We start from the raw sequence: 25,963 nt of genomic DNA, 5'->3' as shown, positions 1-25,963 counted from the left end.
TAAGAACGCATAACAAGGAGAACATACATGAAAAACTTATTAGGCGCTCTTGTAGGGCTATTGTTAATCGGCAGTGTGCACGCAAGTGAAGTCGCTGTTGTCGATTTTCGCGCCGCTTTAATGCAAAGCAACGTCGGTCAAAAAGCAGCAGTAGAGCCCAAGAAACAAGTTGCAGCGATGGATGCTAGGCTAAAGAAAGAGCAAGGTGAGTTGAAGCAGATGGCTAATGACCTGAAGCGTGACGAACTTACATTAAGCCCAGAAGATTTAAAAAAGCGTCGTATTGCTTTTGCTCAGCGTGAGGGGCAAGTGCGAAATATGGCGGCTGGCATGCAGCGACAAGCAAAACAATTAGAACAAACACTGATTAACTCGCTAACCCCAAAAGGTGAAGTAGCGTTAAAAGAAATCATTAAAGAGCGTAAGTTAGACTTGGTTTTAAATAGAGAGACCGTTGTTTATGCCAAGGCCGATACAGACATTACAAAAGAATTGATCGATCGTATTAATAAAGGTAAGTAAAACATGGATTATACTCTAGCCCAGTTAGCAAAGAAGGTTGAGGGTAGAGTAAAAGGAGACCCCGACTTAAGAGTTGAAGGGCTAGGGACGCTTGAAAGCGGGACGCCAAACCAAATAGGTTTCTTGGCGAATCCAAAATATCAGAGTCAACTGGCTTCTACGACACTAGGCGCTGTGCTTGTTAAGGACGATGAGCTTTCATTGGCAGTAGAAAATGCCATTATCGTAAAAAATCCTTATTTAGCTTTTGCCGCGTTATCTCATTTATTCGTTCCTACTCTTCAACAGTGGGAAGGGGTAAATGTAAGTTGTGTGATCTCTAAAGACGCTACTGTTGCAGAAAATGTTATTCTTGCGCCCAATGTGGTGATCGATGCTGATGCTGTGATTGAAGATGGCTGTGTGATTGGAGCAGGATGCGTTATTGGCCGTGGTGTTCGAATTGGAAGAAAATGCCATATCTATCCTAATGTAACCCTCTATCATGATGTTTCAATTGGTACGGATTGTATTATTCATAGTGGTGTAGTAATTGGCGCTGATGGCTTTGGCTTTGCGCCGACGAAAAAGGGATGGGAAAAAATCAATCAACTTGGTTCTGTGGAAATCGGCAATCGAGTAGAAATTGGTGCAAACACCACCATTGACCGTGGTGCTATTGAGAATACAAAAATCGGTGATGGTGTTAAAATCGATAACCAGGTTCAAATTGCTCATAACGTTGTAATTGGGGATAATACCGCAATTGCAGGCTGTGCGGCGATTGCTGGCAGCACTAAAATAGGCTCTTTCTGTACTATTGCAGGAGGCGTTGGCATAGTTGGCCATTTAAAAATAGCAGACTGTGTACATATAACAGCAATGAGTTTGGTAAGTAAGTCAATTCTTAAGGAGGGATCGTATTCCTCTGGAACAGGATTAGAGCCAACGGATAAATGGCGACGTTCGGCGGCAAGACTAAGAAGAATCGATGATATGGCAAAACAAATCTCAAAACTGGAACAGCAAGTTAATAAGCTTTTAACAGAAGGTTGATGCTAAATGATTATGGACGTAAATGAAATCCGTAAATACTTACCCCATAGGTACCCATTTTTACTAGTAGATCGAGTTATTGAGATTAATCTAAATGATTCTATTGTCGCTTATAAAAACGTAACAGTGAATGAACCCTTCTTCACCGGACATTTTCCTAACTATCCAGTTATGCCAGGTGTTCTGATTATTGAAGCAATGGCACAGGCTGCAGGTGTGCTTGGTTTTAAAACCATGGGTAAAACCCCAGAAGATGGTTCTATTTATTACTTTGTTGGTGCTGATAAAGCGCGATTTAAACGTCCCGTTGTGCCTGGTGATAGACTACAATTAGAAGCTAAGATTATCACCGAGAAACGTGGTATCTGGAAATTCGAGTGTAGAGCAACCGTTGATGGCGAGCTTGCATGTTCAGCAACAATCATGTGTGCAGACAGGAAGGTATAGTGACGATACACCCTACAGCTTTAGTTGACCCAAAAGCAGAACTGGATTCCAGCGTTGAAGTGGGACCTTTTTCTGTTATTGGGCCGAATGTAAAGATTGGCGCGGGTAGCGTTATTAAATCTCATGTGGTTATTAATGGTCATACGACCATTGGTAGCCATAATGAAATTTATCAATTTGCTTCAGTTGGTGAGGCAAATCAAGACAAAAAGTATAAAGGTGAACCAACAAAGCTCATCATAGGGGATTATAATATTATCCGTGAGAATGCGACGATTCATCGTGGCACGATACAAGATAATGGTATAACTCAGATTGGTGATCATAACTTGTTTATGGCAAGTACCCATACCGGTCACGACTGTGTCGTTGGCAATAACAATATCTTCGCAAATTACGCTGCCTTAGCGGGTCATGTAACAGTGGGAGATTTTGTTATATTGGGTGGTTACACCGGAATTCACCAGTTCTGCCAAGTAAACTCATACAGTATGTGTGGTATGGGTTCGATGGTAGCGAAAGATGTTCCACAGTTTATGATGGTCTCTGGTAGTCCAGCTAAAGCGCATGGAATGAATTTCGAAGGAATGCGTCGTAGAGGCGTTCCCTTAGCTGTTATTAAAGCGCTTCGTAAGGCATACAAAACGGTATATCTAAAGGGAATGACTTTAGAATATGCGTTAAAGGAGCTTGAAAATGATGCTATCTATGACATTCCAGAAGTAATTGACTTTGTTTTGTCTATCCGGCGCTCTAAGCGCGGCATTGTTCGTTAAACATTGCTTGCTAGATATTGTGAAAGAAAACCCCGGATTCATTCGGGGTTTTTATTATTTATATGGAAGAAATTGAATGGCGTTGACGCGGTATGTAATAGTAGCGGGAGAGGCATCAGGCGACATTCTTGGTGCTAGTCTGATTGCGCATCTTAAAATTTTGCAACCAGAAGCGACCTTTGAAGGTATTGGTGGGCCATTGATGCAAGCTCAAGGCTTGAAAAGTATTGTGCCTATGGACCGACTTTCTGTGATGGGATTGGTTGAGGTGTTGGGGCGGCTGCGTGAGCTTTTAGGAATACGTAAACAACTGTATCAGGCTTGCCTTAAAAACCCACCAACGGCATTTATCGGAATAGACTCTCCAGATTTTAATATCCCTCTAGAAAAAAAACTAAAAGAGTCAGGAATCAAAACAGTTCATTACGTTAGTCCTTCTGTTTGGGCTTGGCGTCAAAAACGTATTTTCAAAATTAAAAAATCTGTAGATCTGATGTTGGCGCTGTTCCCATTTGAACTGCCAATTTATCATGAACATAAGATTCCAGTTGTGTGTGTCGGTCATACCTTGGCTGATGACATCCCCCTTGAAAGCAACGCTCAAGAAGCGAGAGTTCAGTTACATCTTCCTGAATTGAATGGGCCAGTGTTTGCTATATTGCCAGGCTCAAGGGCTGGTGAAGTGGGTAAGTTAGCCCCATTATTTATTGAAACAATGAAACTCATAAAACAACAACAGCCTAATGCTACTTTTTTAATACCGGCGGCGAATCAAGAGCGTAGGCAGCAGATTGAGGCCTTGCTTCATGAAGCCAATACCGAGGCTGTTGTGGTTGATGGTCAGTCACGTATTGTCATGGCGGCAAGTGATGCTATTTTATTGGCGTCTGGAACCGCCGCTCTAGAGGCGATGCTGGTTAAGCGCCCGATGGTAGTGGCTTATCGATTTAGTGCGTTAACTTACGCCATTATGTCAAGAATGCTAAAAGTTCCCTATGTATCACTGCCCAATTTGTTAGCCAATGATGCGTTAGTGCCAGAGCTTATTCAGGATCAAGCCACCTCCGATAATTTAAGCCGTCGTTTACTGCAAACTTGGCAGTCATTTCTCGGCGACCAGAATATTCAAAAGCACTATAAAGAGCTGCATCTGATGCTGCGTAAAAATGCGGGTGAAACGGCCGCTCAAGCAGTGGTGGATCTTGTCGAAGGGAAATTGAATTGATGGAACCCTTTGTAAGTACTCTCTACTTTGGTGATCTTATTGCTGGGGCAGATGAAGCAGGACGAGGCCCGTTAGCTGGCAGTGTGGTTGCTGCTGCGGTTATTTTAGATCCTAAGCAGCCTATTAAAGGCTTGGCAGATTCTAAAAAATTATCGGAAAAGAAGCGTGAAGCACTATTTATTGAAATTAAAGAAAAAGCCCTTGCTTACGCCATCGCTAGTGCCAGCGTAGAAGAAATTGAGCAGTTAAATATTCTCCATGCCAGTATGTTGGCGATGAGTCGCGCTGTGAATCAATTGTCAGTACCAGCTGAGCATGCATTGATTGATGGAAATCGCGTGCCTAAAGATTTGATTTGTCCTGCTGAAGCGGTTGTAAAAGGCGATGCTCGTCATGCCGCGATCTCAGCAGCGTCTATTTTGGCAAAAGTGACGAGAGATCATGAAATTGTAAAAATGGCTGCAGTCTATCCAGGTTATGGCCTTGAAAAGCATAAAGGCTATCCTACGGTGCAGCATCTTGCCGCGCTAAAAGAGCTTGGCGTTACCCCTATCCACAGGCGCAGTTTCGGCCCTGTGAAGAAAATTTTAGAAGGATAATATTTTGTCTACATCGTTTATCCATTTACGGGTTCATACAGAATTTTCTTTAGTCGATGGATTAGTGAAAGTTAAAGGCTTATTAAATACAACTGAAAGCCTTTCGATGCCTGCTGTAGCCATGACCGACGAAAATAATTTGTGTGGTTTTGTGCGTTTTTATAAAGGCGCAATGGATAAAGGGATTAAGCCTATTTGTGGCGCTGATGTGATGCTAGAAGCAAACGAGGTTGTTGAAGAACGTTCTCGTTTGACTTTGTTGGCTATGTCAAATGAAGGCTATAAAAATATCATTAAGGTGATTTCTAAAGGTTATCAACTGGGGCAAGTTGATGGTCGTCCAATTATTAAGCGTCAATGGGTTGAAGAACACAGTGAAGATGTTATTGCGCTTTCAGGAGCTCGGCAAGGTGATGTCGGCCTCTTGCTAGAAAAAGGCCATCCTGATGAAGCGAAACAGCAATTAGCTTATTGGATGTCGGTTTTTCCTAATCGTTTTTATGTTGAGCTTCAGAGAACAAGCCGACCAGGGGAAGAGCGTTTTATTCATGGCGTTATTCCAATTGCTTCCGAACTAGGGTGTCCTGTTGTCGCGACCAATGATGTGCGTTTTCTAAAGCGTGGAGACTTTGAAGCTCATGAAGCGCGAGTCTGTATTCATGATGGCGTTACCTTAGATGACCCGCGTCGTAAGCGTCGGTATTCTGAAGAGCAATATTTTAAAACCGCAGAAGAAATGGAAGCCTTGTTTGAGGACATTCCAGAGGCGCTAGAGAATACCGTAGAAATTGCCAAACGTTGCAGTGTCGATGTATTGCTTGGTAAGTACTTCTTACCGGACTTTCCTGTTCCTGATGGCCTAACGATGGATGAGTTCTTCAAAAACCTCTCCTATGACGGGCTGAAAGATCGCTTTAATTTTTTGGTTAATAAGTATGGTGAGCGTATTGAAAAACGCCGACAAGAATACTGGGATCGACTTGATTTTGAGCTGCACATCATTAATCAAATGGGATTTCCCGGTTACTTTTTGATCGTAATGGACTTTATCCAATGGGCGAAAGATAACGATATTCCAGTCGGCCCAGGACGAGGTTCTGGTGCGGGTTCCTTAGTTGCTTATGCGCTTAAAATTACCGATTTGGACCCTCTTGAATACGACTTACTATTTGAGCGTTTCTTGAACCCTGAACGTGTTTCTATGCCGGATTTCGATATCGACTTTTGTATGGAAAACCGAGATAAGGTAATCGATTATGTGTCTCGAACCTATGGGCGTGATGCGGTTTCTCAGATTATTACGTTTGGTGCGATGGCGGCCAAAGCGGTGGTGCGTGATGTCGCACGGGTGCAAGGTAAGCCTTATAGTTTAGGTGATAAACTGTCTAAACTGATTCCTTTTGAAATTGGCATGACGCTTAAAAAAGCGTTAGAGGAAGAACCTGCTTTACCTGAATTTTTAGCCGGAGACGAGGATGCTGCCGAAATTATGGAAATGGCGTTTTCTCTTGAAGGCGTCGTGCGTAACTTTGGTAAGCACGCTGGTGGTGTAGTAATCGCGCCAACTAAACTAACCGATTTTTCACCCTTGTATTGTGAAGAAGATGGCTCAGGTTTGGTGACTCAATACGATAAAAACGATGTAGAAGAAGCGGGCTTGGTTAAGTTCGACTTTTTAGGGTTGAAAACGCTGACGGTAGTGGATTGGGCGGTTAAGAACATTAACCAGATCCATGAGTTGGCAGGCAAGCCGCCACTTGATATTGCCTTGATCGATTTGGAAGAAAAATCCGTTTACGACATGTTGCAGCGAGCGGAAACGACAGCGGTATTCCAGCTGGAATCCCGTGGTATGAAAGAGTTGATCAAGAAGTTATTGCCCTCACGTTTTGAGGATATTATCGCCTTAGTGGCCTTGTTCCGTCCGGGACCTTTGGGTTCTGGCATGGTGGACGATTTCATCAACCGTAAGCATGGTCGAGCCGAATTGGCTTTCCCGCATCCTGATTACCAACATGAAGATCTGGTTCCTGTTCTGGAGCCAACGTACGGTATTATTTTGTACCAAGAGCAGGTTATGCAAATTGCTCAGGTGCTGGCGAAATTCTCGTTAGGTGGCGCCGATTTATTGCGTCGAGCGATGGGTAAGAAGAAAGCCGAAGTTATGGCCGAGCAGCGCTTAATCTTTATGGAAGGCGCGTTCAAAAACAATGTTAGCAAAGAATTATCCGGTAACATCTTTGACTTGATGGAAAAATTTGCCGGCTATGGATTTAACAAATCTCACTCGGCAGCGTATGCCTTGGTGTCTTATCAAACAGCTTGGTTAAAAAGACATTATCCAGCCCCATTTATGGCGGCTGTATTATCGGCGGATATGCAGAATACAGATAAGATCGTTATTTTTATCGAAGAATGTCGCTCGATGAAACTACCGTTAGAATTGCCTAACGTAAATATGTCTGTTTATAAGTTTACCGTGACACCTGCCGGTGAAATTGTCTACGGTCTAGGCGCTATAAAAGGCGTTGGCGAAGGTCCAATTGAAGCAATTGTTGAAGCGCGAAAAGAGGGACCGTTTGAGCATATTTTTGACTTCTGTCAGCGAGTGGGGCGCAAAGTTAATAAGCGTGTAATGGAGGCGCTAGTGCGTTCCGGAGCATTTGATACCATAGGACCAAATCGAGCAACCTTGTTTGCATCGATTGATGGGGCCTTGAAAAGAGCAGATCAATCCGCAAAAAGTAAAGATGCGGGTATGATGGATTTGTTTGGTATCGCGGTTGATGAACCAACAGAGAATGCTTACGATGAAATCGGTATTCAACATGAGTGGTCTGGGCGTCAGCGTCTGGATGGTGAAAAAGACACATTAGGTCTTTATGTTACGGGTCATCCGATCGATGAATATGAAAAAGAAATTCGTCGTTTCGCGCGTTCTCGTATCGTTGATTTGCAACCAAAACGTGGTGACACCCAGGTGATGGCAGGGTTAATCGTGGATTTACGAATTACCAAAAGTAAAAAAGGTGGCAATATCGCCTTTGTGACGTTGGATGATCGTTCGGCACGAATAGAAGTGACTGTGTTTCCCGATAGCTACGAAGCCTTAAAAGGCGTCATTGTAAAAGATGAAGTCGTGGTGGTTGAAGGGGAGATAAATATTGATGAGTTCCGAGGTGGCCAAAAAGTCATCGCTCGTAATATTTTCGATATACCACAAGCACGAGTTCGATATGTAGAAGCATTGCGTATAACATGGAGTGAAGAAACGGTGACTGCCAAGGCCATCCAGCAATTGGCAAAATACATGGAACCATTTCGAGGGAACGGATGTGATGTAGTTATTGGGTTTGATACAGACCAAGCTCATGGTGATATTCGACTAGGGTCAAATTGGAAAATTTTACCTAATGACGAATTAATTCATGAACTTCAGAAACAATACGGTAAACAAAATGTTCAGCTAGTGTATACTTAGCCTCATTTTATAGTTTGTACAAAATAGCGTTGCGAGAAGCGGCGTCGACAGAGCAGATGGCAAAATGTATTTTGCCTTGTATTTGATGGCAACCAAATAGCAGTGTAATTAAACATGAATTTAGATTATCTACCATTCGAACAGCCGATTGCTGTACTCGAACAAAAAATAGAAGAATTGCGTCTAGTAGGCAACGACAATGAACTCAACATTAGCGATGAGATCAGTCGTCTAGAAGACAAGAAATTAGCGCTTATAAAAAGTCTTTTTAGTAATCTAGGTGCTTGGGAGGTGTCACAATTAGCACGCCACCCAAAACGCCCTTATACCCTTGATTATATCAAGCACGCCTTTACAGATTTCGAAGAGATGCACGGTGACCGTCATTATGCAGATGATCGCGCCATTGTTGGCGGGATAGCTCGATTAGAAGGTCGTCCAGTGATGATTATTGGTCATCAAAAAGGCCGTGAAGTAAAAGAAAAAGTACTTCGTAATTTTGGTATGCCGCGTCCAGAGGGTTACCGTAAGGCATTACGCCTGATGGAAACCGCTGAGCGTTTTAAATTACCAATTATTACTCTAATCGACACACCTGGGGCTTATCCAGGCATTGGCGCAGAAGAGCGTGGACAGAGTGAAGCAATTGCCTTTAACCTTGCCGCTATGTCTCGTCTTAAAACGCCAATCATCTCTACCGTTATTGGTGAAGGTGGTTCTGGTGGTGCGTTAGCCATTGGTGTATGCGATGAATTAATGATGCTTCAATATGGAACTTACTCTGTTATTTCTCCAGAAGGCTGTGCTTCTATACTATGGAAGAGTGCTGAGCGCGCGTCAGATGCCGCTAAAGCAATGGGGATTACTGCTCAACGACTTAAAGAACTTGGTCTTGTTGATACCATTATTGAAGAGCCAATGGGTGGTGCGCATATTGCTCATGAACAAATTGCACACAGTCTAAAAGAAAATTTACTGGCTGCATTGAGTCGTATGGATGATTTAACCGAAGAAGAGCTTTTGGCTCGTCGTTATAATCGTCTGATGTCTTACGGTTTGTAGTTTCACTAGCGTTTCTGAAAGCCTCCTAATATTAGGGGGCTTTTTTCGTTTATAGAGAGAGTTAGTGCTGTATATTATTAGCTTATATATTGACGAGAGTAGCTTTTCACTTTAATCATGAGCCTTTATTTTTCTGTATCTCCTTTATCATCCAGTAACTCGTTGAGCTTTAATCCAGAGTGGGTTGAACGACTGTTTAGTCGTGCTGGTGTCGTTTGGATTGGTTTTAGCGGAGGGGTTGACTCTCATGTTTTACTCCACGCCTTGACGCGTGTTTTATCTCCTGAACAAAAAAGTAGATTGGCAGCCATTCATGTTCATCATGGATTGAGCATGAATGCAGACGATTGGCTAACCCATTGTGACTCTGTTTGTCAGGATTTAGGTGTTCGCTTTGTCGCTCGTAGAGTCTTATTAGCATCTCAAGCCTCGATTGAAGATGCGGCGCGCAAGGCTCGTTATCGTGCTTTTGAAGAGGTATTAGCTCCGCAAGATGTTTTGCTTATGGCTCATCATTCTGGTGATCAAGCCGAAACGGTTTTATTTCGTTTATTACGGGGCACTGGCGGAAAAGGATTGGCGGGTATTCCTCAAGAGCGTGATTTAGGGTCGGCTCTACTTATCCGCCCTTTATTAGATACATCCAAAGATACTATTACCGCGTATGCAAAAAAGCATGGACTTCATTGGATAGAAGATGAGTCTAATGGAAATGAAAAGTTCACTCGAAACTTTTTGCGTCATCGGATAATACCTACATTGGAAACGCGGTTCCCTCAGATGGAACATAGTATTGCTTCTACGGCGCAACGTCTTGCCACAGATTACTCTATGCTGGCTGATTTTGCGGCTAAGCAATTATTGGATTGGTGTAGTCCAGCCGGTGGCTTAATTTTGTCGAATTTCCGTACTCTTTCCTCGGATAAACGCTTATTCTGGCTCCGCCATTTCTTACAAGAAAGAGGTGTCTCGTTATCCCATGCTCAATTGGAAAGTTTGGATTTCATGGTGTTTAGTGACCTAGATAAACAACCTGAATTTAAATTTTCTTCTGGACGTATTATGCGCCATCAAGGCGCTATTTATGTGCTGCCAAAAGATAAAGAAGTGACATTGGGGTTACTAGCTTTAGGGCAAATTTTTGAGCGTGATTTTGATCAGGTGTTGGTTGAAAGTGACGGTCATTTCTCTTTGCGAGAACGGCCTCAAGGTGTGTCGATTTTGATGCAAAATGGACACACTCGTAAGCTGAAGAAGTGGTTCAATGACCAGAAAGTACCTAGTTGGTGGCGAGAGCATTTACCGTATCTTTATTTGGAGGACGAATTAGTTGCGATAGGCTCATTATGGCGCCACCCTAACTATCAAAGCATCAAATTTAGCTGGTTTTTAAACGAAACATTGCCTTTCCCTTTATGTGATTAATAAGTCTAGCGGTGAGATAAATATGAAAATTGCGATCTTAGATGATTATCAAAATGTCATAAAAAATCTTGAGTGCATGTCTTTATTGAAGGCACATGACGTCACGATTATTAGTGACATATTAACGCCAGAAGAAAAGTGTAATGCATTACAGAATATGGATGCTGTGGTTCTTATTCGTGAAAGAACGACGGTAGATGAAGCGTTTCTAAGCGCCTTGCCACAATTGAAAGTGATTAGCCAAACGGGAAAGATAAGCAATCACCTTGATGCCAAAGCTTGTCAGCGTCATGGTGTTACTGTGCTTGAAGGCATTGGCTCCCCAGTGGCGCCTTCTGAGCTTTGCTGGGCATTAATCATGGCAGCTTCTCGTCATATTGTTCCTTATGCCAGCCATCTGAAATCGGGCCAATGGCAATCATCCGATTCGCTAGGATTAGGGCGTACATTGGATGGATTGGTCTTCGGTGTTTGGGGCTTTGGTAAGATAGGCCAGCGAGTGGCTAAATACGCAACCGCTTTTGGGATGAAGGTTTTAGTGTGGGGTAGCGTCTCATCTCGTCAAAAAGCGTTAGAAGCGGGCTATATGGCGGCAGAATCTAAGGCAGTATTTTTCTCACAGAGTGATGTACTATCTTTGCATTTAAGACTAAATGACAGTACCAAAGGGGCTGTTACACGAGAAGACCTTAGCAGAATGAAAAGTGATGCTCTGCTGGTTAATATTAGTCGGGCAGAGCTGGTGGAGCAGAATGCTCTGGTAAGTGCTTTGCGCTCTGGGCATCCTGGTTTTGCTGCGATTGATGTTTTTGAGCAAGAACCAATTGTTGCTGAGTCAGACCCTTTGCTTTTATTGCCTAATGTTTTGGCAACACCTCATATCGGCTATGTTGAGAAGAATAGTTATGAGCTTTACTGTCGAGTTGCCTTTGAGAACTTGATCGCATTCGCTGGGTAAACAACGCCAACTTGGCGTTGTATTAATTTCTCTTTTTTGTTTAGCACTTAGCTGCACAATCATTTGGTTTAATGATCATTAAGGCTCTAATATTGATCTAACGTTTTATCGCACAATCCCATTAGGCAACATAAGACTAGAATTATTATGCTTCAAGCCGTCTCTTTTGGTGGGTTAGAGTTTAGCCCGCTTGTTATTTTGTTTCCAATCGCCTTTTTGATGGTGGCGGGTACTCGTTTTATTTTGCATAAGCTTCATTTGCGTGAGCGAATATGGAAAGTGGCATGGTTTGAAGTGTCATTGTTTTTTTGTTATCTAGCAGCAACTGTCTATTTATTTGGTGGAAGATAAATCTTATGGTGAAGTTTTTACGTATTCTTGTGACTTTGTTGTTTGTGCTTGCGGCTGTATTGGCAGGGGCTTGGGTGTGGAATGATTATATGAATTCGCCATGGACTCAAGATGGACGTGTTCGTGCTGATGTTATTACCATTGCGCCAGATGTATCTGGTTGGGCAACGGAGCTTAATGTTAATAATGATCAACCGGTCAAAAAAGGTCAGTTGCTATTTAGAGTCGATCAAAAGCGTTATCAAGCTGCGTTAGCTGAAAGTGAGGCCAGCGCTGAGAATGAAAAGTATATGTGGGAGCTTGCAAAGCATAAATACGAACGACGTCGACAATTAACCGAGAATAACGCCATTAGCCAAGAAGATTTAGAAACCGCTCGAATCAATACCAAAGTCGCAGAGGCAAATTATAAGTTGGCTCAAGCTGAGCTTGAGACAGCCAAAATCAATTTACAGAGAACTGAAGTCTATGCGCCAGAGGCGGGCGATATTATTAATTTGAATTTACGCCAAGGCAATTATGTTAGCCGAGGTTCTTCCGTGTTGGCGATAGTGAAAGCGGACTCATTTTATGTGACAGGGTATTTCGAAGAAACCAAAATACCCTTGATTCACCTTGGGCAGAAAGCGAAGATCACTCTAATGAGTGGTGGTAAGGCCATTACAGGGCATGTGGTGAGTATTGGGCGCGCCATTGCTAATACCAATACGCAAAGTAATAATCAGTTGCTTCCTCAAGTTCAACAGACCTTTAACTGGGTTCGTTTGGCACAACGCATTCCAGTTGATATAAAACTCGATCCACTCCCCAGTGGTGTTCGACTTAGCGCCGGTATGACCGCTTCTATTCATCTTACTGAACGATAGGAGAGAGGCGTGGGTATTGTTTTTCAAACCCTGCTTATGCCTGAACGGCGCTCTGTTATTTTTGCGCTAAAAGGCGTTATTGCTATGTCCATGGCATTAACCTTATCTATGTTCTTAAACCTTGATCGGCCTTATTGGGCGTTGATTTCTGCTGTATTTTTACAAATGCGCCCTGAAAGCGGTTTGGTTATTGAAAAAGCTATTTTTCAAATTACTGGTACGCTTGTGGGTGGTTTAGTGGGTATTTTGATATTAAGTCAATTTATCTATTACCCTTATTTGGCCGTTGGTATTGTGACTTTGTGGCTTGGTTTAAATTCTGCTTTGTCAGCGATGGTGAGACAAACAAACTTTATCTATGGCTTTGCTATGGCGGGTGTGACCGCTGAAATTGTTGTTTTACTTGTCATGGTATCCCCTTCGACGGCAGACAGCCAAGCTGTGTTTGCAGTGGCGCAAGCTAGGGTAAGTGAAATGATTATTGGCGCCATTTGTGCCGGTATTGTCAGCCATCTTTTTTGGCCAGTGAAGGTTAAAGATGGACTACAAATTCAATCTCGCTCAGTTATCAATCAAACGTTGAATTACCTTGTTGCCGAATTAGACCCATCAGGCTCTCATGAAAATCGTCATCAGCACATAGATGCTATTATGCAAACACTCAGTTTGGTTAGCGATGACTCAAGTGCAGTGGCATACGAAGGGCCAGAAGGGCCTGGGCGATCTCGTGCTGCCAATCAAATATGTCATAAAGTATTGTCTCTTTTGGCTGTGATTCAGATTTTTGGTCGTCTGCAACGGCGCCATACAGAAATGATGACGCCTGCGATTACGGAGCTTTTAGATCAATTCAGAAAGGCTTTTTCGAAAATTGCAGAAGCAGATGATTTTAATGACAGCTATGAGCAAGTAAGGCTTCTGAGAAAAAATATTTCAGAGGTGCGCCCACCTGAAGGTAGCAATCACCCCTTTGAAATAAGAATGCTAAAAACAGGCTTAGAGTTAACGGCGGATTTGGCGATTCTGTTGCGCGCATTTCGTGCGCTTGAAGAGCGTGATAGTACTTTGTTAAAAGCGCCGAGTATGCACTCACATCGTGATCCGCTTGTGGGTTTGGTAACGGGTCTTAGAACCAGTTTGTATTTTTTAATAGGGGCCTTTTTATGGCTTAATACTGGTTCACCTGCCGCTTTAATGATTATGATCTTACCTGTTATTTTTTCAATTATGCTGGCTCGTTTGCCTCTGATGATTTTGAGCGTTGTACTGCGTCGTATGCTAATTGGTGTGTTGGTTGCTGTTCCTGTGGCTATTTTTTACGCGCTTAATTTGCTAGCACAAAGTTCGGGACAGCTAGTGTTATTGTTATTGGTGCTTGCGGGTCCTTATTTTATAGGTTTGCTAGCCTTATCAAAACGAGAAACACTTCCTTACGGATTGGGTTTTTGTATTCCCTTTACGATTCTAGTTCGGCCTAGCATGGATATGTCTCTGGCTTTTTCTGTGGATTACACATTAAGTGCAGCCATGGCGATTTTTGTTGGTGTGATTATTTTGTATTGGTTGTTTCAGCTTATAGAAGGGCCGAGTAATCAGTTGCTGATTCGTCGCCTTTTTAAAGCGACAACAGAAGACTTAGCTGGACTTAAGAATAGAGAGAACGCAGAAGCTTGGTTTAACCGAAGAATGGAAGACCGCTTACTGCGTTTGATTAATTACGATCAGCGCTCAAAGACTCGAGTAGTAACCGATTTAGGTTTGACTGGGCTAAATTTGGGGCATGTTTCTATTCGCTTGCATTCACTTTGTGAAAGCATTGTGGGGGCTGATTTAAGGGCTGTTGACGAGTGGCAAAGCGCACTAGCAAAGGCTTTTATGATGGCAACAAAAGGTCAATTTGATGAAGGCTTTAACAATGCCTGTGTAATATTGAATCATGAACTGATTAGAAAAGTAGGTAAAACCTCTCAAACTGATATGATTCAGGGGATGTTTCAAAGAGTGAACTTGTCTTTACAGCGAAGTGCGGAAGTAATGGCAGAAGAGCCAAACTGATTTTGGCTTGTCTGCTTTAATTCTCTTCCCTAAATTCATTGGTTATATAGTCAAATGCCAATCAGCGTTAGATTTGCAGGCAAAAACAGTTTTGGCGTTGATGCAGTCGCTGTTTTGAATTCTGCTCATGGCTTGATCTCGAGTGCAGCCAAATGCCTGCATATGTCTTTGAGCAAGTCGTTCGAAAGCAAGTTCTAATGGCGTATCAAGAAACCAATGTTGATCCATCAAACCGGCAGATTCTTGCCAGCCATCGTCTTTGTGAAGAAGATAAAGCCCTTCAATTAGTATTATTTTAGTGTCTTTCGAGATGATAATATCATTCTCAATTGGGTCACCTAAACGATGATCAAAGCTTGGCCAAAGTACGTCTTGTTGAAGATAGATATCTTTTAAGCTTCTTGTTTTTTGAATGAACCTCTCGGTATCAAACGTCCATGGTGCACCACGCCTTGAAAAAGCCTCCTCTGCATTAGGTAGTTCCGCAAGGGCTTGTTTGGTTAGGTGAAAGCCATCCATGGAAAGGCAAGCTACTTGGTTGGGATATAGTTCTTTCATTCTTGTGTAGAGGTATCTAGCAAGAGTGCTTTTTCCTGATCCTGGTCCGCCACTTAAACCAATTATTGAGCGATTAGGTTTAACTAACATGCTTTCCATTTTTTTTATTGCTTGCTCTACATCGCTAGAGTACGCATATAAGTTATGTAGTTTATCTGGGATCATGTTGTGCTCCTATAAAATATCATTGCTCTTTCTTAAGGTCGCTGTATATCGCTACCTTAAGTGTAGACTGAACGACGTTTTATGTTCGTCTTCATTGCGTAGGTAATTTTTAACAAGAAAGCAAGAAAATGACATTGTCATAGCTCAAGCAGTTAGCCATCTCTTATTTGATTGCACACAGAATCAATTTTTCCAGTCGTTTTAAGTAGAGGGTATGCGTCTCTATTGGATGAAATGATTATTAGACCTTTGATTTGCGCCTTTTTTAGACGAGAAACGAAGAGCGTTATCCCGAGGTTACTGGTGTTGTATAAAACATCGACTGTAAAGAGAGATCCCTACATTCTTTTTTTTGCTATGTCTTTTCAATTATTAGAGCGGCCTTTTACTTACTTTGATGCAAAATGGGGTGTTTTACATTGAGTGAAACGTCTTCCAATGTTATTATTTTCTCCCGTCCTGAAGGTGTATTTATCTGCACCATCAAATCTAATTTTCTCATTTTTTAAGGCGGGTTAAACACTCATGGCGACACGATATATTTTCGTCACAGGCGGCGTAGTTTCATCACTTGGTAAAGGTCTAACTGCTGCTTCTTTAGCCGCGATACTCGAATCACGTGGGCTAAAAGTCACCATGCTAAAATTGGATCCATACATCAATGTGGATCCTGGTACCATGAGTCCTTTCCAGCACGGTGAAGTTTACGTTACCGAAGATGGTGCGGAAACGGATCTAGATCTAGGTCACTATGAACGTTTTATCTCCACTAAAATGGGCAAGCGTAATAACTTTACGACAGGGCGTGTTTATCAACACGTTTTGAAGAAAGAGCGCCGTGGCGAGTACCTTGGTGGTACTGTTCAAGTTATTCCCCACATCACAGATGAAATCAAACGACGTGTTATTGCCGGTGCACAAGGTGCCGATATCGCTTTAGTAGAAATTGGCGGTACCGTTGGTGATATTGAGTCACAGCCTTTCCTAGAAGCCGTTCGTCAGATGAAAGTTGAAGTCGGTTCTCATCGCGCGTTGTTTATGCATTTGACCTTGGTCCCTTACATCCGTACAGCGGGTGAAACAAAAACCAAACCGACACAGCATTCAGTCAAAGAATTGCGTTCCATTGGCATTCAGCCAGATATTCTTGTTTGTCGCTCCGAAGTTCCTATTGAAGCGCCTGAACGTAAGAAAATTTCTTTGTTTACTAACGTGGAAGAACGCGCAGTTATTTCTCTTCCAGATGCAGACACTATTTACCGTATTCCTCAAATGTTAAATGATCAGGGTCTGGATAACTTGATTGTAGAGCGTTTTGGTCTTGATTGTGATATCCCAGATTTGAGTATTTGGAACAAAGTAACTCAGGCAAAACTTAACCCTGAGAAGCAAGTTAATATTGCCATGGTCGGTAAGTACATGGAATTATTGGATGCTTATAAATCACTCATCGAAGCCATGGATCATGCGGGTATTCATGCTCGAACAAAAGTGAAATTGCATTATATTGACTCTGAGAGTATTGAAGAGAACGGAACAGACCAGCTTAAAGGAATGGATGCTATTCTTGTTCCTGGTGGTTTTGGTGAACGTGGTGTAGAGGGCAAAATTACCACTGCTCAATATGCTCGTGAAAACAAGGTGCCATACTTGGGTATCTGTTTAGGTATGCAAGTAGCAGTTATTGAATTTGCTCGAAATGTAGCAAACTTATCTGGTGCACACAGTACAGAATTTAATCTTAAAGCAGAGAACCCAGTCGTTGGTCTGATTACTGAATGGACTAATGCAGAGGGTTCCAAAGAAATCCGGTCAGAGGAATCCGATCTAGGTGGAACAATGCGTTTAGGCGCCCAAGACTGTAATTTAACGCAAGGCACAAAAGCATTTGAGGCCTACGGGAAAGACGTCATTGAAGAGCGCCATCGTCATCGTTACGAAGTAAATAATTTCTATGTGTCAGCGCTTGAAAAAGCGGGTTTGACCATTTCAGGTCGCTCGGCAGATAACTCCTTGGTTGAGATGGTTGAAATTGCGGATCATCCTTGGTTTGTTGCTTGTCAGTTCCATCCTGAATTTACTTCTACGCCTAGATATGGACATGGGCTATTTAGTGCCTTTGTCCATGCGGCATTGAAATATGCTGGCAAAGAAAAATAACGGTTAGCAAATAGATTGTTTGTAATTTTTTATTTATTTTAAGAGGTTTTTTATGAGTCAGATCGTTGATATTAAAGCCAGAGAAGTTTTAGATTCTCGTGGTAATCCTACTGTTGAAGCTGATGTTATTTTGGCTGATGGTGCAGTGGGTTCAGCGTGTGCACCTTCTGGTGCCTCTACCGGTTCTCGAGAAGCTTTAGAATTACGTGATGGCGATAAAAGTCGTTATTTAGGTAAGGGTGTTCTAAAAGCAGTTGCAGCAGTAAATGGTCCAATTCGTGATGCCTTGATAGGGAAAAGCGCACTAGATCAAAAAGAGCTTGATCAGGTGATGATCGACTTAGATGGTACTGAGAATAAATCTACTTTTGGGGCGAATGCCATTTTAGCGGTTTCTTTGGCAGCAGCTAAAGCGGCGGCAATTTCTAAAAAGGTACCTCTTTACCAACACATTGCTGATTTGAATGGTACGCCAGGTGTTTATTCTATGCCTGTGCCTATGATGAACATCATCAATGGTGGTGAGCACGCTGATAACAACGTTGATATCCAAGAGTTTATGATTCAGCCAGTTGGTGCACCAAATTTCCGTGAAGCATTACGTTACGGCGCTGAAATCTTCCATGCTCTGAAAAAAGTATTGAGTGATCGTGGTCTAAGTACAGCAGTGGGTGATGAAGGTGGTTTTGCGCCAAACCTTTCGTCTAACGCTGAAGCATTGGCTGTAATTAAAGAAGCTGTTGCAGCAGCGGGCTATGATCTAGGTAAAGATATTACGTTAGCAATGGATTGTGCAGCCTCTGAGTTTTACGATAAAGAAGCCAATATCTATGACCTTAAAGGTGAAGGTAAAAAATTCACTTCTGAAGAGTTTAACGTTTTCCTACAAGATCTTACTAAGCAATATCCAATCGTTTCGATTGAAGATGGTCTTGATGAGTCTGATTGGGATGGCTTTGCACATCAAACTAAATTGATGGGTGATAAAATCCAATTAGTTGGTGATGATCTGTTTGTAACCAATACTAAGATTCTTAAGCGTGGTATCGACAACGGTATCGCTAACTCGATCTTAATCAAGTTTAACCAAATTGGTTCTTTAACTGAAACATTAGCGGCCATTAAAATGGCTAAAGATGCTGGTTTTACCGTTGTTATTTCTCATCGCTCTGGCGAAACAGAAGACGCAACAATTGCAGATCTTGCGGTTGGTACAGCGGCTGGACAAATTAAAACTGGTTCATTATGTCGTTCTGACCGTGTCGCTAAGTACAACCAATTGCTACGTATTGAAGAGCAATTAGGTGGAAAAGCACCATACAAAGGTCTTTCTGAGATCAAAGGTCAGGCATAATTTGCCCTGATCTAAAAAGGGAGAACATTGTTCTCCCTTTTTTTATACTTTTTTAGTCGATTTCCTTTAATAATAGGGAGTCGTTAATAGATAGAGGGCGTTATGCTGCGATCGATGTTTTTTCTGTTTGCTTGTGTCATTTGTTATCAGGGATATCATCTATATTATGGTGATCAAGGGATAAAGCGCCAAGAGGAATTAGCTAAACAGATTGAATATCAAGAAAGTGTGAACCTTCGACTTAAACACCGTAATCAAGCATTAAGGGCTCAGGTTGATGATCTCCGGCAGGGTGAAGAGGCTGTTGAAGAGCATATTCGAACCGAGCTTCAATATATTAAAGATGGTGAAGTATTTTATCGGATAGTTGGAAAATGACAGAACCACATTGGATTATTATTCCTGCTGCAGGGGTTGGCCAGCGTATGAAGGCGGGCTTTCCTAAGCAATACCTCCCTTTGGCTGGACAGTCTATTCTAGATCGTACTATTTCCATTTTTGTAAACCATCCTATGGTTGCCGGTATTCTTGTTGGTTTAGGCTTAAATGATGCTTACTGGCAAGAATCAAAATGGATAAATCATCCCCAAGTCTCTACTTATATCGGGGGTGAAACGCGCAGCGAAACCGTTCAGTTAGGGTTGGCCTTTCTCAATGAATGTCATGGAATAGATCAACAGTCAGTGTTAGTTCATGACGCCGCTCGGCCTCTTCTAACGCAAGATGCATTAGACCGTATTATTGCGAACGTTAGTAAGCATGGCGCTATTTTAGCGATTCCCGCACGCGATACGATTAAACGTCAGTCTCCATCAGGTAATGTTCAGAATACGTTAGACCGCAAGGATATTTGGCTGGCGCAAACGCCACAAAAATTCCCCGCACATGATTTACTTGAAGCGCTGCAAAAAGCTCACTTGCACGGTGTTGAGATCACAGATGAGTGTTCTGCTATGGAATTTATAGGTTGGCACCCTGATCTTGTTGTCGGCGAAAGTAGCAATATAAAAGTCACCTTACCGGAAGACTTATTAATCGCAGAAGCATTATTTTCACAACTTAATTAATTACAAAATGGGAGGCTTCTTATGATGCCGTTTCGTATCGGTCATGGTTTTGATGTACATAAATTCGGTGAAGGTGACCATATTGTTTTAGGTGGTGAAAAGATCCCTTACTCCCAAGGTTTAATTGCCCATTCTGATGGCGATGTCGCTTTACATGCATTAACTGATGCCCTATTAGGCGCCGCAGCATTAGGTGATATAGGCAAACATTTCCCTGATACCGATGCGGCTTTCTCAGGAGCTGACAGCCGAGAACTTCTTAAGCGAGCTTATCAAGAAATTCGAATTTTGGGTTTTTTGGTTGGCAATGTGGATATCACTATTATTGCTCAAGCACCGACAATGCGGCCTTATATCGATTCGATGCGTCAAAATATCGCTGAAGATTTATCAATCGATATTGATGCGGTTAATGTAAAAGCAACGACAACAGAAAAGTTAGGTTTTACTGGGCGAAAAGAGGGTATCGCTGTTGAAGCGGTAGCACTAATTTATAAAGTGAGTAACGAATGAACACCGATTGGCGCTATGCCTGGTCAAAACCAACGATTACTGGAGACTTAAAAACCACAGTACAGGACTTTTATGTTGAAGAAGTTTTGGGTTTTGAGCCAGATGAACAAGGTGAGTTTTGTTTTGTTTTTATTGAAAAACAAGGAATTAATACAGATTTCCTTGCTAAGCGTTTGGCTCAAATCGCAGGGGTTGCACCCAACAAGGTAACTTATAGTGGCGTTAAAGATCGCCATGCTTGTACAAGACAGTGGTTTTGCCTTCATGTACTTAACCAAACGCCTGACTTTTCTACTATTCAGGAAGCATTTCGTGAGCCTGAAAGTGTTCGCGTGATACAACAATCCCGTCACTCTAAAAAACTGCGCACCGGTAGCCATGTAGCAAACCGTTTTGTATTGCGAATTAGGGAGTTGGAAGGCGATTTAAGTGAACTAGAAGATCGCCTTGAGTTGATTAAAATGGGGGGCGTGCCCAACTACTACGGTCCTCAGCGCTTTGGGATTAACGGCAATAATTTGCATAACGGCAAGAACCTTGTACTAAAAGGAAGGCAAAGTCGTAACAAGCTTTCAAAGACGGAATCTTTTTGGTTATCGGCGATTCGTTCTTGGTGCTTCAATGAAGCTTTGAGTGATCAAGTAGAAACAGGAATGTGGGCTCGACTTTGCGACGCAGATATTGCTCAGCATCAGGGTAAAGATAACCAATTTCGAGTGAAAGACATGACAGCGGCTCTGCATCTTGGTGCGATGAGAGGTAAGTTACACCCAGTGTTACCGTTAGTTTGTGAGGGTTGGGAGGCTGGAACGGGTCCGCAGCGAGAACAAGCAATAAAAAATAGTTTGTCGCAAAGTAATGAGCTTGTTGAGGCTTTGGTTAATTTTGGTTTGTCTCGAGAGAGTCGCTTGGCGCGACTAATGCCAATGGATATGGCCTGGGAATTGCTTCAAATACCAAATGAGAAAGCTCAACTTATAGTAGAGTTCTCACTTTCTAAAGGGTGTTTTGCGACCAGTATATTGCGTGAAATGATAGATTTTATTGACAAATCAGCAGAGAAATATCATGAGAATATTGATCGCGAATGATGATGGTATTGATGCTCAGGGAATTAACATACTCGCCCTTCAGTTAGAGACCAAATATGACATTTTAGTGGTGGCACCAGATCGAAATCGTAGTGGAGCGAGTAATTCGTTGACGTTAACTAGACCATTACAGCCCACTAAAATCTCAGATAATCATTATCGCGTAGATGGTACTCCGACCGATTGCGTTAATTTGGCATTGTCTGGCGTGATAGCTGGTCACGTTGATATGGTGGTTTCAGGCATTAACCATGGTGCTAATTTAGGGGATGACGTGATCTATTCTGGTACGGTCGCGGCGGCTATGGAGGCTCGTCATCTTGGTCGGCCTGCGTTGGCAGTGTCTTTAGTGGGAAGTACAAATTTTGAAACGGCGGCTAAGGTTATATTGCAACTAATCCAAGACTCTCCTTCATTAGTTATAGCCCCTGGAGTGCTGTTAAACATTAATGTACCTGATGTACCTTACGAGTCGTTAAAAGGCATTAAGGTCACGCGTCTTGGTTATCGGCATCGGGCTCAAGAAGCGATTAGTGCGCAGCATCCCAAAGGGCTTCCTAGCTTTTGGATTGGAGCGCTTTCAAAGCCTTACGACGCATCACCTGGAACAGACTTTCATGCGGTGGATGAAGGTTATGTATCTATTACGCCAATTCATACTGATATGACCAGTCATGAAGCCAAGAAACCTTTGGAAGATTGGGTTGTTTCTTTGACATTATGAGCCCATATGATCTGCAATGGTTGGTTAAACATACCGAGCCTAGAACCGCACAGATGGTTGCTCAACTTAAAGAGCAGGGTATTGATCATCTAGAGTTATTGGCTCTTATGGGAAGTATTGCTCGTCATGAATTTGTTGAGCCTGCTTTTTCTCACCTTGCTTATTCTGCTACCCCTTTGCCTATCGGACGAAATCAAACTATAAGTCAGCCAGTGACTGTTGCGCGGATGACGCAATGGCTATTGAACTATGCGCGCCGTGGTCGGGTATTGGAAGTGGGAACAGGGTCTGGTTATCAAACGGCAATTCTTGCTCATTTTTTTAATAAAGTTCATACCATTGAGCGACAAGAATCTCTCTATCAATTGGCCAAAGACCGACTTAATAGAATGAATATCAAAAACGTCGAGTTCTATTTTGGTGATGGTCAGATGGGTTGGCCACATAAAATCGACATGGATGCCGTTATCATTACCGCCATGGCGAGTAAAGTCCCGGTTGCGTTAACGGATTGTCTTAAAGAAAATGGCATTCTTATTATGCCAATCGATAGGCCTAGCTCTTGTATAGGGTGTTGGCAAAAAAAAGGTCAACATTGGAAATGTTTAGGAACAACGTCTGCGAACTTTGTTCCATTATTAGAAGGTAAAGAATATGCCTAATTGGCTAAAAGTGTATCTGGGTGGCGTAATGATGGGGGCTGCGGATGTTGTCCCTGGAGTATCTGGTGGTACTATTGCTTTTATCTTAGGTTTGTATGACCGTTTGATTAATGCGTTAAGTGGCGTTAACAAAGACAGCATAAAATTGCTTTTAAAAGGTGATTTTAAGGGGCTTTGGGGGCATTTTGATGGGCGTTTTTTATTACCACTTGGACTGGGTATTTTAACCAGTATTTTTGCAATTGCAGGACTGATTACCCATTTGTTAGCAACGTATCCTGAGTATTTGTGGAGTTTCTTCTTTGGTTTGATTTTAGCCTCAGCGTATTTTTTAATTAGCCAAATACACGCGTTCTCATCTCGTCATTTTGCTTGTCTTGTGGTCGGAATAGCCGTAGGCGCTGCGATTTCTTTAATTGTGCCAACACAGTTAAACACTTCTTATCCTATGGTGTTTGTATCTGGGATGATTGCTATTTGCGCAATGATATTACCAGGCATTTCAGGCAGTTTTTTATTGCTGATGATGGGGATGTACGGTTTTATTTTAGGGGCTGTTAAAAGCTTTGATCTTTTGATTATAGCTATCTTTGCTTGCGGGGCCTTGATTGGGTTGTTGAGCTTTTCTAAAGTACTTAATTATCTGCTTAAACACGCTAAACAGGTTACACTTTCTGCTTTAACAGGCATCATGCTAGGCGCTTTAGTCAAAGTATGGCCTTGGAAAGTGACGGATAGTTGGGTCATTATTGGCGATAAAAAGCTACCAGTAGAAGAGCATTTGATTCTTCCTTGGCAGTTGATGAACTATCAAATCAGTACTGATTTATTGCTTCCATTGGTGTTTATCTTGTTAGGTTTTTTTAGTGTTTTTCTTATTTCTTACGTTTCTTTACGAAAAATATACAAATAATGATTTTTACTTTTCAGGTGACTTTTAAGGTTGTAGGTTATCAATAAATTTGCATTTAAAAAGGTATTTCCGCTATCTCCATCATGGCTTTTTATGTTGGTAGCGTCGATGTGCCTTTTTATTTCTGGTTGTTCTTATCAGGTCATTAACTTTCCAGACAAAAATGGTCAGTCCTACAACTCTAATAATGCCAGTGTTTCCTCAGTTCCTTCTTCTGGTTATCATCGAGTTAAAAGAGGTGAGACATTGTTTTCTATCGCATTTAGCTATGGTCTTGATTATCGAGAAGTGGCTAAATTAAATAGAATAAGTTCACCGTATACTATCTATCCGAAGCAAAAAATTTGGTTAAAAAATAAGCGAGAAACTGTTACAAAAAGAGTCAGATCAGTCGCTTCAAAACCTACGCCTAGAGTAAAAGTTGTTTCAAAAACGGCTTCTGATATACAGCTTCAAAAGAAAAAAATTGCACCAGTCATTGCTTCGGACTCGTCGTCAAATAATTCTGAAAAAGTCTCATCTTGGCACTGGCCAATTGATGGTCCCGTGGTGAAGGGCTTTTCAAACGATGGGGTTAGTAGTAAAGGTATAGACATTAAAGGTCAAAAAGGCAATTTAGTAAAAGCCGCCGCAGATGGAACTGTTGTTTATGCCGGTAGTGGTTTAATTGGTTATGGTAATTTGGTAATAGTGAAACATAACGATGTTTATTTAAGCGCTTACGCATATAACCAAAGGATTTTGGTTAAGGAGCAGCAAAAAGTTCGTGCAGGAGATGCATTGGCTGTAATCGGTGGTAAGGGAAGTGAGAAGTCATTGCTTCATTTTGAAGTACGTCGCGATGGCCAACCAATTGATCCGCTCAAAGTGCTCCCCCGAAAATAATAAAAATAGCTGGGGACAAGGAGGGAATATGAAAGCAATTAATATGAATAATACAGCAAAGCAAATTCCAGATGCGTCAAATTACGATTTGGATATAGTTGATGACAATGAAATTGAAGACTCCATTAATGAAGAGTTCGAGTCTGCTGTTCATGCGAGATACGCCGCAGAAGACAATGGAAAAGTTTTAGATGTTACTCAGTTGTATTTGAGTGAAATTGGTTTTTCTCCTTTGCTCTCAGCCCAGGAAGAAGTGCATTTTGCTAGGCTTGCATTAAAAGGTGATGAAAAAGCGCGTAAACGAATGATTGAAAGCAATCTACGATTGGTGGTGAAGTTTTCACGTCGATATTTGAATCGCGGCTTATCTTTGTTAGACCTTATTGAAGAGGGCAACTTAGGATTAATTCGAGCGGTAGAAAAGTTTGATCCAGAGCGCGGTTTTCGATTCTCAACTTACGCCACATGGTGGATTCGTCAGACTATTGAACGAGCCATTATGAATCAGACTCGAACCATTCGTTTACCGATACACGTCGTTAAAGAACTTAACGTCTACCTTAGAGCAGCACGCGAACTCACTAAGAAACTTGATCATGAGGCAAATGCGGAAGAAATTGCAGAAATGCTTGATCGGCCTGTAGCAGATGTCCAAAAGATGCTGGGTTTGAATGAACGAGTTCGCTCGATTGATTCACCTATCGGTGGTGCTGATAGTGACAAAAGTTTGGTGGAAATACTGGCAGACACTCATCAGCAAGGTCCAGAAGAAGATCGTCAAGACGGTGATGTGCTTCAGAGTATTGAAGGCTGGCTATGTGAGCTCAATGAGAAACAATGTGAAGTGATAATACGTCGTTTTGGTTTGCGTGGTCATGAAGCTAGTACATTAGAGGGCGTTGGTGCTGAAATTGGTTTAACTCGTGAGCGTGTTAGGCAAATTCAGGTAGAGGCTTTACGTAAGTTAAGAATGATGATGGATAGACAAGGTCTTTCTTTAGATGATGTGATTCGATTCGATAGTTAGCTCTTTTTTGACCAATAAACAACAAAGCCAGCAATCAGCTGG

At 42.1% G+C, this 25,963-nt stretch carries 25 protein-coding genes; 24 read left to right on the top strand and 1 reads right to left on the bottom strand.

Going from position 1 to position 25,963, the window contains the following annotated elements:
- Nucleotides 1–27: 27 nt before the first annotated feature.
- From V6259_RS04405 to V6259_RS04345, 13 genes are all read left to right on the top strand, one after another.
- Complete coding sequence (locus V6259_RS04405) at nucleotides 28–522, top strand: OmpH family outer membrane protein (protein ID WP_341583468.1); 495 nt, start codon at nucleotides 28–30, stop codon at nucleotides 520–522.
- Between the two features lie 3 nt (nucleotides 523–525).
- On the top strand, nucleotides 526–1,557 hold the full coding sequence (gene lpxD / locus V6259_RS04400; protein ID WP_341583467.1) for a UDP-3-O-(3-hydroxymyristoyl)glucosamine N-acyltransferase: 1,032 nt from the start codon (nucleotides 526–528) through the stop codon (nucleotides 1,555–1,557).
- A 6-nt stretch (nucleotides 1,558–1,563) separates the two neighbouring features.
- Nucleotides 1,564–2,004: a 3-hydroxyacyl-ACP dehydratase FabZ gene (gene fabZ, locus V6259_RS04395; RefSeq protein WP_341583466.1), complete on the top strand. Its 441-nt coding sequence runs from the start codon at nucleotides 1,564–1,566 to the stop codon at nucleotides 2,002–2,004.
- Nucleotides 2,004–2,780: an acyl-ACP--UDP-N-acetylglucosamine O-acyltransferase gene (gene lpxA / locus V6259_RS04390; protein ID WP_207923236.1), complete on the top strand. Its 777-nt coding sequence runs from the start codon at nucleotides 2,004–2,006 to the stop codon at nucleotides 2,778–2,780. Before fabZ ends, lpxA begins: the two co-directional genes overlap by 1 nt.
- A gap of 76 nt (nucleotides 2,781–2,856) precedes the next feature.
- Nucleotides 2,857–4,005, top strand: coding sequence for a lipid-A-disaccharide synthase (gene lpxB, locus V6259_RS04385; protein WP_341583465.1), 1,149 nt, complete (start codon nucleotides 2,857–2,859; stop codon nucleotides 4,003–4,005).
- Nucleotides 4,005–4,604, top strand: coding sequence for a ribonuclease HII (gene rnhB / locus V6259_RS04380; protein WP_341583464.1), 600 nt, complete (start codon nucleotides 4,005–4,007; stop codon nucleotides 4,602–4,604). Before lpxB ends, rnhB begins: the two co-directional genes overlap by 1 nt.
- Nucleotides 4,605–4,608: 4 nt before the next feature.
- Nucleotides 4,609–8,085 (top strand): DNA polymerase III subunit alpha, encoded by a 3,477-nt coding sequence (gene dnaE, locus V6259_RS04375; protein ID WP_341583463.1) that lies wholly within the window; start codon nucleotides 4,609–4,611, stop codon nucleotides 8,083–8,085.
- A 114-nt stretch (nucleotides 8,086–8,199) separates the two neighbouring features.
- Nucleotides 8,200–9,147, top strand: a complete 948-nt coding sequence (gene accA / locus V6259_RS04370; protein WP_341583462.1) for an acetyl-CoA carboxylase carboxyl transferase subunit alpha — start codon at nucleotides 8,200–8,202, stop codon at nucleotides 9,145–9,147.
- Between the two features lie 117 nt (nucleotides 9,148–9,264).
- On the top strand, nucleotides 9,265–10,572 hold the full coding sequence (tilS, locus tag V6259_RS04365) for a tRNA lysidine(34) synthetase TilS (protein WP_341583461.1): 1,308 nt from the start codon (nucleotides 9,265–9,267) through the stop codon (nucleotides 10,570–10,572).
- 22 nt (nucleotides 10,573–10,594) lie between these two features.
- Nucleotides 10,595–11,530: a D-2-hydroxyacid dehydrogenase family protein gene (locus tag V6259_RS04360; RefSeq protein ID WP_341583460.1), complete on the top strand. Its 936-nt coding sequence runs from the start codon at nucleotides 10,595–10,597 to the stop codon at nucleotides 11,528–11,530.
- A 147-nt stretch (nucleotides 11,531–11,677) separates the two neighbouring features.
- Entirely contained in the window at nucleotides 11,678–11,881 is a 204-nt protein-coding gene (locus V6259_RS04355) for a DUF1656 domain-containing protein (protein WP_341583459.1), read from the top strand.
- Nucleotides 11,882–11,886: 5 nt separating this feature from the next.
- The gene (locus V6259_RS04350; protein WP_341583458.1) at nucleotides 11,887–12,747 is read left to right on the top strand and encodes an HlyD family secretion protein; all 861 of its coding nucleotides are present in this window, start codon (nucleotides 11,887–11,889) and stop codon (nucleotides 12,745–12,747) included.
- 9 nt (nucleotides 12,748–12,756) lie between these two features.
- Nucleotides 12,757–14,802 carry an FUSC family protein gene (locus V6259_RS04345; RefSeq protein WP_341583457.1) on the top strand — a complete coding sequence of 682 codons (2,046 nt, stop codon included), beginning with the start codon at nucleotides 12,757–12,759 and terminating at the stop codon, nucleotides 14,800–14,802.
- A 42-nt stretch (nucleotides 14,803–14,844) separates the two neighbouring features.
- Here the strand turns inward: V6259_RS04345 and V6259_RS04340 are convergent, their stop codons facing one another.
- A complete protein-coding gene (locus V6259_RS04340; RefSeq protein ID WP_133011907.1) occupies nucleotides 14,845–15,525 on the bottom strand; it encodes an AAA family ATPase in 681 nt (226 codons plus the stop codon).
- Nucleotides 15,526–16,050: 525 nt separating this feature from the next.
- On the opposite strand from V6259_RS04340, the gene V6259_RS04335 reads away from it, so the two are divergent.
- From V6259_RS04335 to rpoS, 11 genes are all read left to right on the top strand, one after another.
- Nucleotides 16,051–17,685 carry a CTP synthase gene (locus V6259_RS04335; protein WP_133011906.1) on the top strand — a complete coding sequence of 545 codons (1,635 nt, stop codon included), beginning with the start codon at nucleotides 16,051–16,053 and terminating at the stop codon, nucleotides 17,683–17,685.
- A 52-nt stretch (nucleotides 17,686–17,737) separates the two neighbouring features.
- Nucleotides 17,738–19,039: a phosphopyruvate hydratase gene (gene eno, locus V6259_RS04330; RefSeq protein WP_133011905.1), complete on the top strand. Its 1,302-nt coding sequence runs from the start codon at nucleotides 17,738–17,740 to the stop codon at nucleotides 19,037–19,039.
- 102 nt (nucleotides 19,040–19,141) lie between these two features.
- Nucleotides 19,142–19,417, top strand: coding sequence for a septum formation initiator family protein (locus tag V6259_RS04325; protein WP_133011904.1), 276 nt, complete (start codon nucleotides 19,142–19,144; stop codon nucleotides 19,415–19,417).
- Nucleotides 19,414–20,106, top strand: coding sequence for a 2-C-methyl-D-erythritol 4-phosphate cytidylyltransferase (gene ispD, locus V6259_RS04320; RefSeq protein WP_341583456.1), 693 nt, complete (start codon nucleotides 19,414–19,416; stop codon nucleotides 20,104–20,106). Before V6259_RS04325 ends, ispD begins: the two co-directional genes overlap by 4 nt.
- 21 nt (nucleotides 20,107–20,127) lie before the next feature.
- Nucleotides 20,128–20,619 (top strand): 2-C-methyl-D-erythritol 2,4-cyclodiphosphate synthase, encoded by a 492-nt coding sequence (gene ispF / locus V6259_RS04315; protein WP_133011902.1) that lies wholly within the window; start codon nucleotides 20,128–20,130, stop codon nucleotides 20,617–20,619.
- The gene (gene truD / locus V6259_RS04310) at nucleotides 20,616–21,710 is read left to right on the top strand and encodes a tRNA pseudouridine(13) synthase TruD (RefSeq protein WP_133011901.1); all 1,095 of its coding nucleotides are present in this window, start codon (nucleotides 20,616–20,618) and stop codon (nucleotides 21,708–21,710) included. Before ispF ends, truD begins: the two co-directional genes overlap by 4 nt.
- The gene (surE, locus tag V6259_RS04305; RefSeq protein WP_341583455.1) at nucleotides 21,688–22,434 is read left to right on the top strand and encodes a 5'/3'-nucleotidase SurE; all 747 of its coding nucleotides are present in this window, start codon (nucleotides 21,688–21,690) and stop codon (nucleotides 22,432–22,434) included. The genes truD and surE overlap by 23 nt, the downstream gene beginning before the upstream one ends.
- Nucleotides 22,431–23,096, top strand: coding sequence for a protein-L-isoaspartate(D-aspartate) O-methyltransferase (locus V6259_RS04300; protein WP_341583453.1), 666 nt, complete (start codon nucleotides 22,431–22,433; stop codon nucleotides 23,094–23,096). The genes surE and V6259_RS04300 overlap by 4 nt, the downstream gene beginning before the upstream one ends.
- A complete protein-coding gene (locus tag V6259_RS04295; protein ID WP_341583452.1) occupies nucleotides 23,089–24,009 on the top strand; it encodes a DUF368 domain-containing protein in 921 nt (306 codons plus the stop codon). Before V6259_RS04300 ends, V6259_RS04295 begins: the two co-directional genes overlap by 8 nt.
- 108 nt (nucleotides 24,010–24,117) lie before the next feature.
- Nucleotides 24,118–24,894: a peptidoglycan DD-metalloendopeptidase family protein gene (locus V6259_RS04290; protein ID WP_341583451.1), complete on the top strand. Its 777-nt coding sequence runs from the start codon at nucleotides 24,118–24,120 to the stop codon at nucleotides 24,892–24,894.
- 28 nt (nucleotides 24,895–24,922) lie between these two features.
- Nucleotides 24,923–25,921 carry an RNA polymerase sigma factor RpoS gene (rpoS, locus tag V6259_RS04285; RefSeq protein WP_341583450.1) on the top strand — a complete coding sequence of 333 codons (999 nt, stop codon included), beginning with the start codon at nucleotides 24,923–24,925 and terminating at the stop codon, nucleotides 25,919–25,921.
- Nucleotides 25,922–25,963 lie beyond the last annotated feature (42 nt).

Origin of the sequence: Marinomonas sp. TI.3.20 (genome assembly GCF_038155025.1) — a bacterium.
Lineage (GTDB): Bacteria > Pseudomonadota > Gammaproteobacteria > Pseudomonadales > Marinomonadaceae > Marinomonas > Marinomonas flavescens.
Note: the sequence above shows the minus strand (reverse complement) of the source record. Positions and strands in the feature narration are given on the sequence as shown.

Bases quoted from the DNA above. Each gene is read 5' to 3' on its own strand.
- lpxB (WP_341583465.1), top strand. From the start codon at position 2,857: ATGGCGTTGACGCGGTATGTAATAGTAGCGGGAGAGGCATCAGGCGAC.
- lpxD (WP_341583467.1), top strand. From the start codon at position 526: ATGGATTATACTCTAGCCCAGTTAGCAAAGAAGGTTGAGGGTAGAGTA.
- tilS (WP_341583461.1), top strand. From the start codon at position 9,265: ATGAGCCTTTATTTTTCTGTATCTCCTTTATCATCCAGTAACTCGTTG.
- V6259_RS04340 (WP_133011907.1), bottom strand. From the start codon at position 15,525: ATGATCCCAGATAAACTACATAACTTATATGCGTACTCTAGCGATGTA.
- surE (WP_341583455.1), top strand. From the start codon at position 21,688: ATGAGAATATTGATCGCGAATGATGATGGTATTGATGCTCAGGGAATT.
- V6259_RS04300 (WP_341583453.1), top strand. From the start codon at position 22,431: ATGAGCCCATATGATCTGCAATGGTTGGTTAAACATACCGAGCCTAGA.
- ispF (WP_133011902.1), top strand. From the start codon at position 20,128: ATGATGCCGTTTCGTATCGGTCATGGTTTTGATGTACATAAATTCGGT.
- accA (WP_341583462.1), top strand. From the start codon at position 8,200: ATGAATTTAGATTATCTACCATTCGAACAGCCGATTGCTGTACTCGAA.
- eno (WP_133011905.1), top strand. From the start codon at position 17,738: ATGAGTCAGATCGTTGATATTAAAGCCAGAGAAGTTTTAGATTCTCGT.
- V6259_RS04335 (WP_133011906.1), top strand. From the start codon at position 16,051: ATGGCGACACGATATATTTTCGTCACAGGCGGCGTAGTTTCATCACTT.
- V6259_RS04405 (WP_341583468.1), top strand. From the start codon at position 28: ATGAAAAACTTATTAGGCGCTCTTGTAGGGCTATTGTTAATCGGCAGT.
- V6259_RS04355 (WP_341583459.1), top strand. From the start codon at position 11,678: ATGCTTCAAGCCGTCTCTTTTGGTGGGTTAGAGTTTAGCCCGCTTGTT.
- V6259_RS04290 (WP_341583451.1), top strand. From the start codon at position 24,118: ATGTGCCTTTTTATTTCTGGTTGTTCTTATCAGGTCATTAACTTTCCA.
- truD (WP_133011901.1), top strand. From the start codon at position 20,616: ATGAACACCGATTGGCGCTATGCCTGGTCAAAACCAACGATTACTGGA.
- V6259_RS04295 (WP_341583452.1), top strand. From the start codon at position 23,089: ATGCCTAATTGGCTAAAAGTGTATCTGGGTGGCGTAATGATGGGGGCT.
- V6259_RS04360 (WP_341583460.1), top strand. From the start codon at position 10,595: ATGAAAATTGCGATCTTAGATGATTATCAAAATGTCATAAAAAATCTT.
- fabZ (WP_341583466.1), top strand. From the start codon at position 1,564: ATGATTATGGACGTAAATGAAATCCGTAAATACTTACCCCATAGGTAC.
- V6259_RS04325 (WP_133011904.1), top strand. From the start codon at position 19,142: ATGCTGCGATCGATGTTTTTTCTGTTTGCTTGTGTCATTTGTTATCAG.
- rpoS (WP_341583450.1), top strand. From the start codon at position 24,923: ATGAAAGCAATTAATATGAATAATACAGCAAAGCAAATTCCAGATGCG.
- rnhB (WP_341583464.1), top strand. From the start codon at position 4,005: ATGGAACCCTTTGTAAGTACTCTCTACTTTGGTGATCTTATTGCTGGG.
- V6259_RS04350 (WP_341583458.1), top strand. From the start codon at position 11,887: ATGGTGAAGTTTTTACGTATTCTTGTGACTTTGTTGTTTGTGCTTGCG.
- ispD (WP_341583456.1), top strand. From the start codon at position 19,414: ATGACAGAACCACATTGGATTATTATTCCTGCTGCAGGGGTTGGCCAG.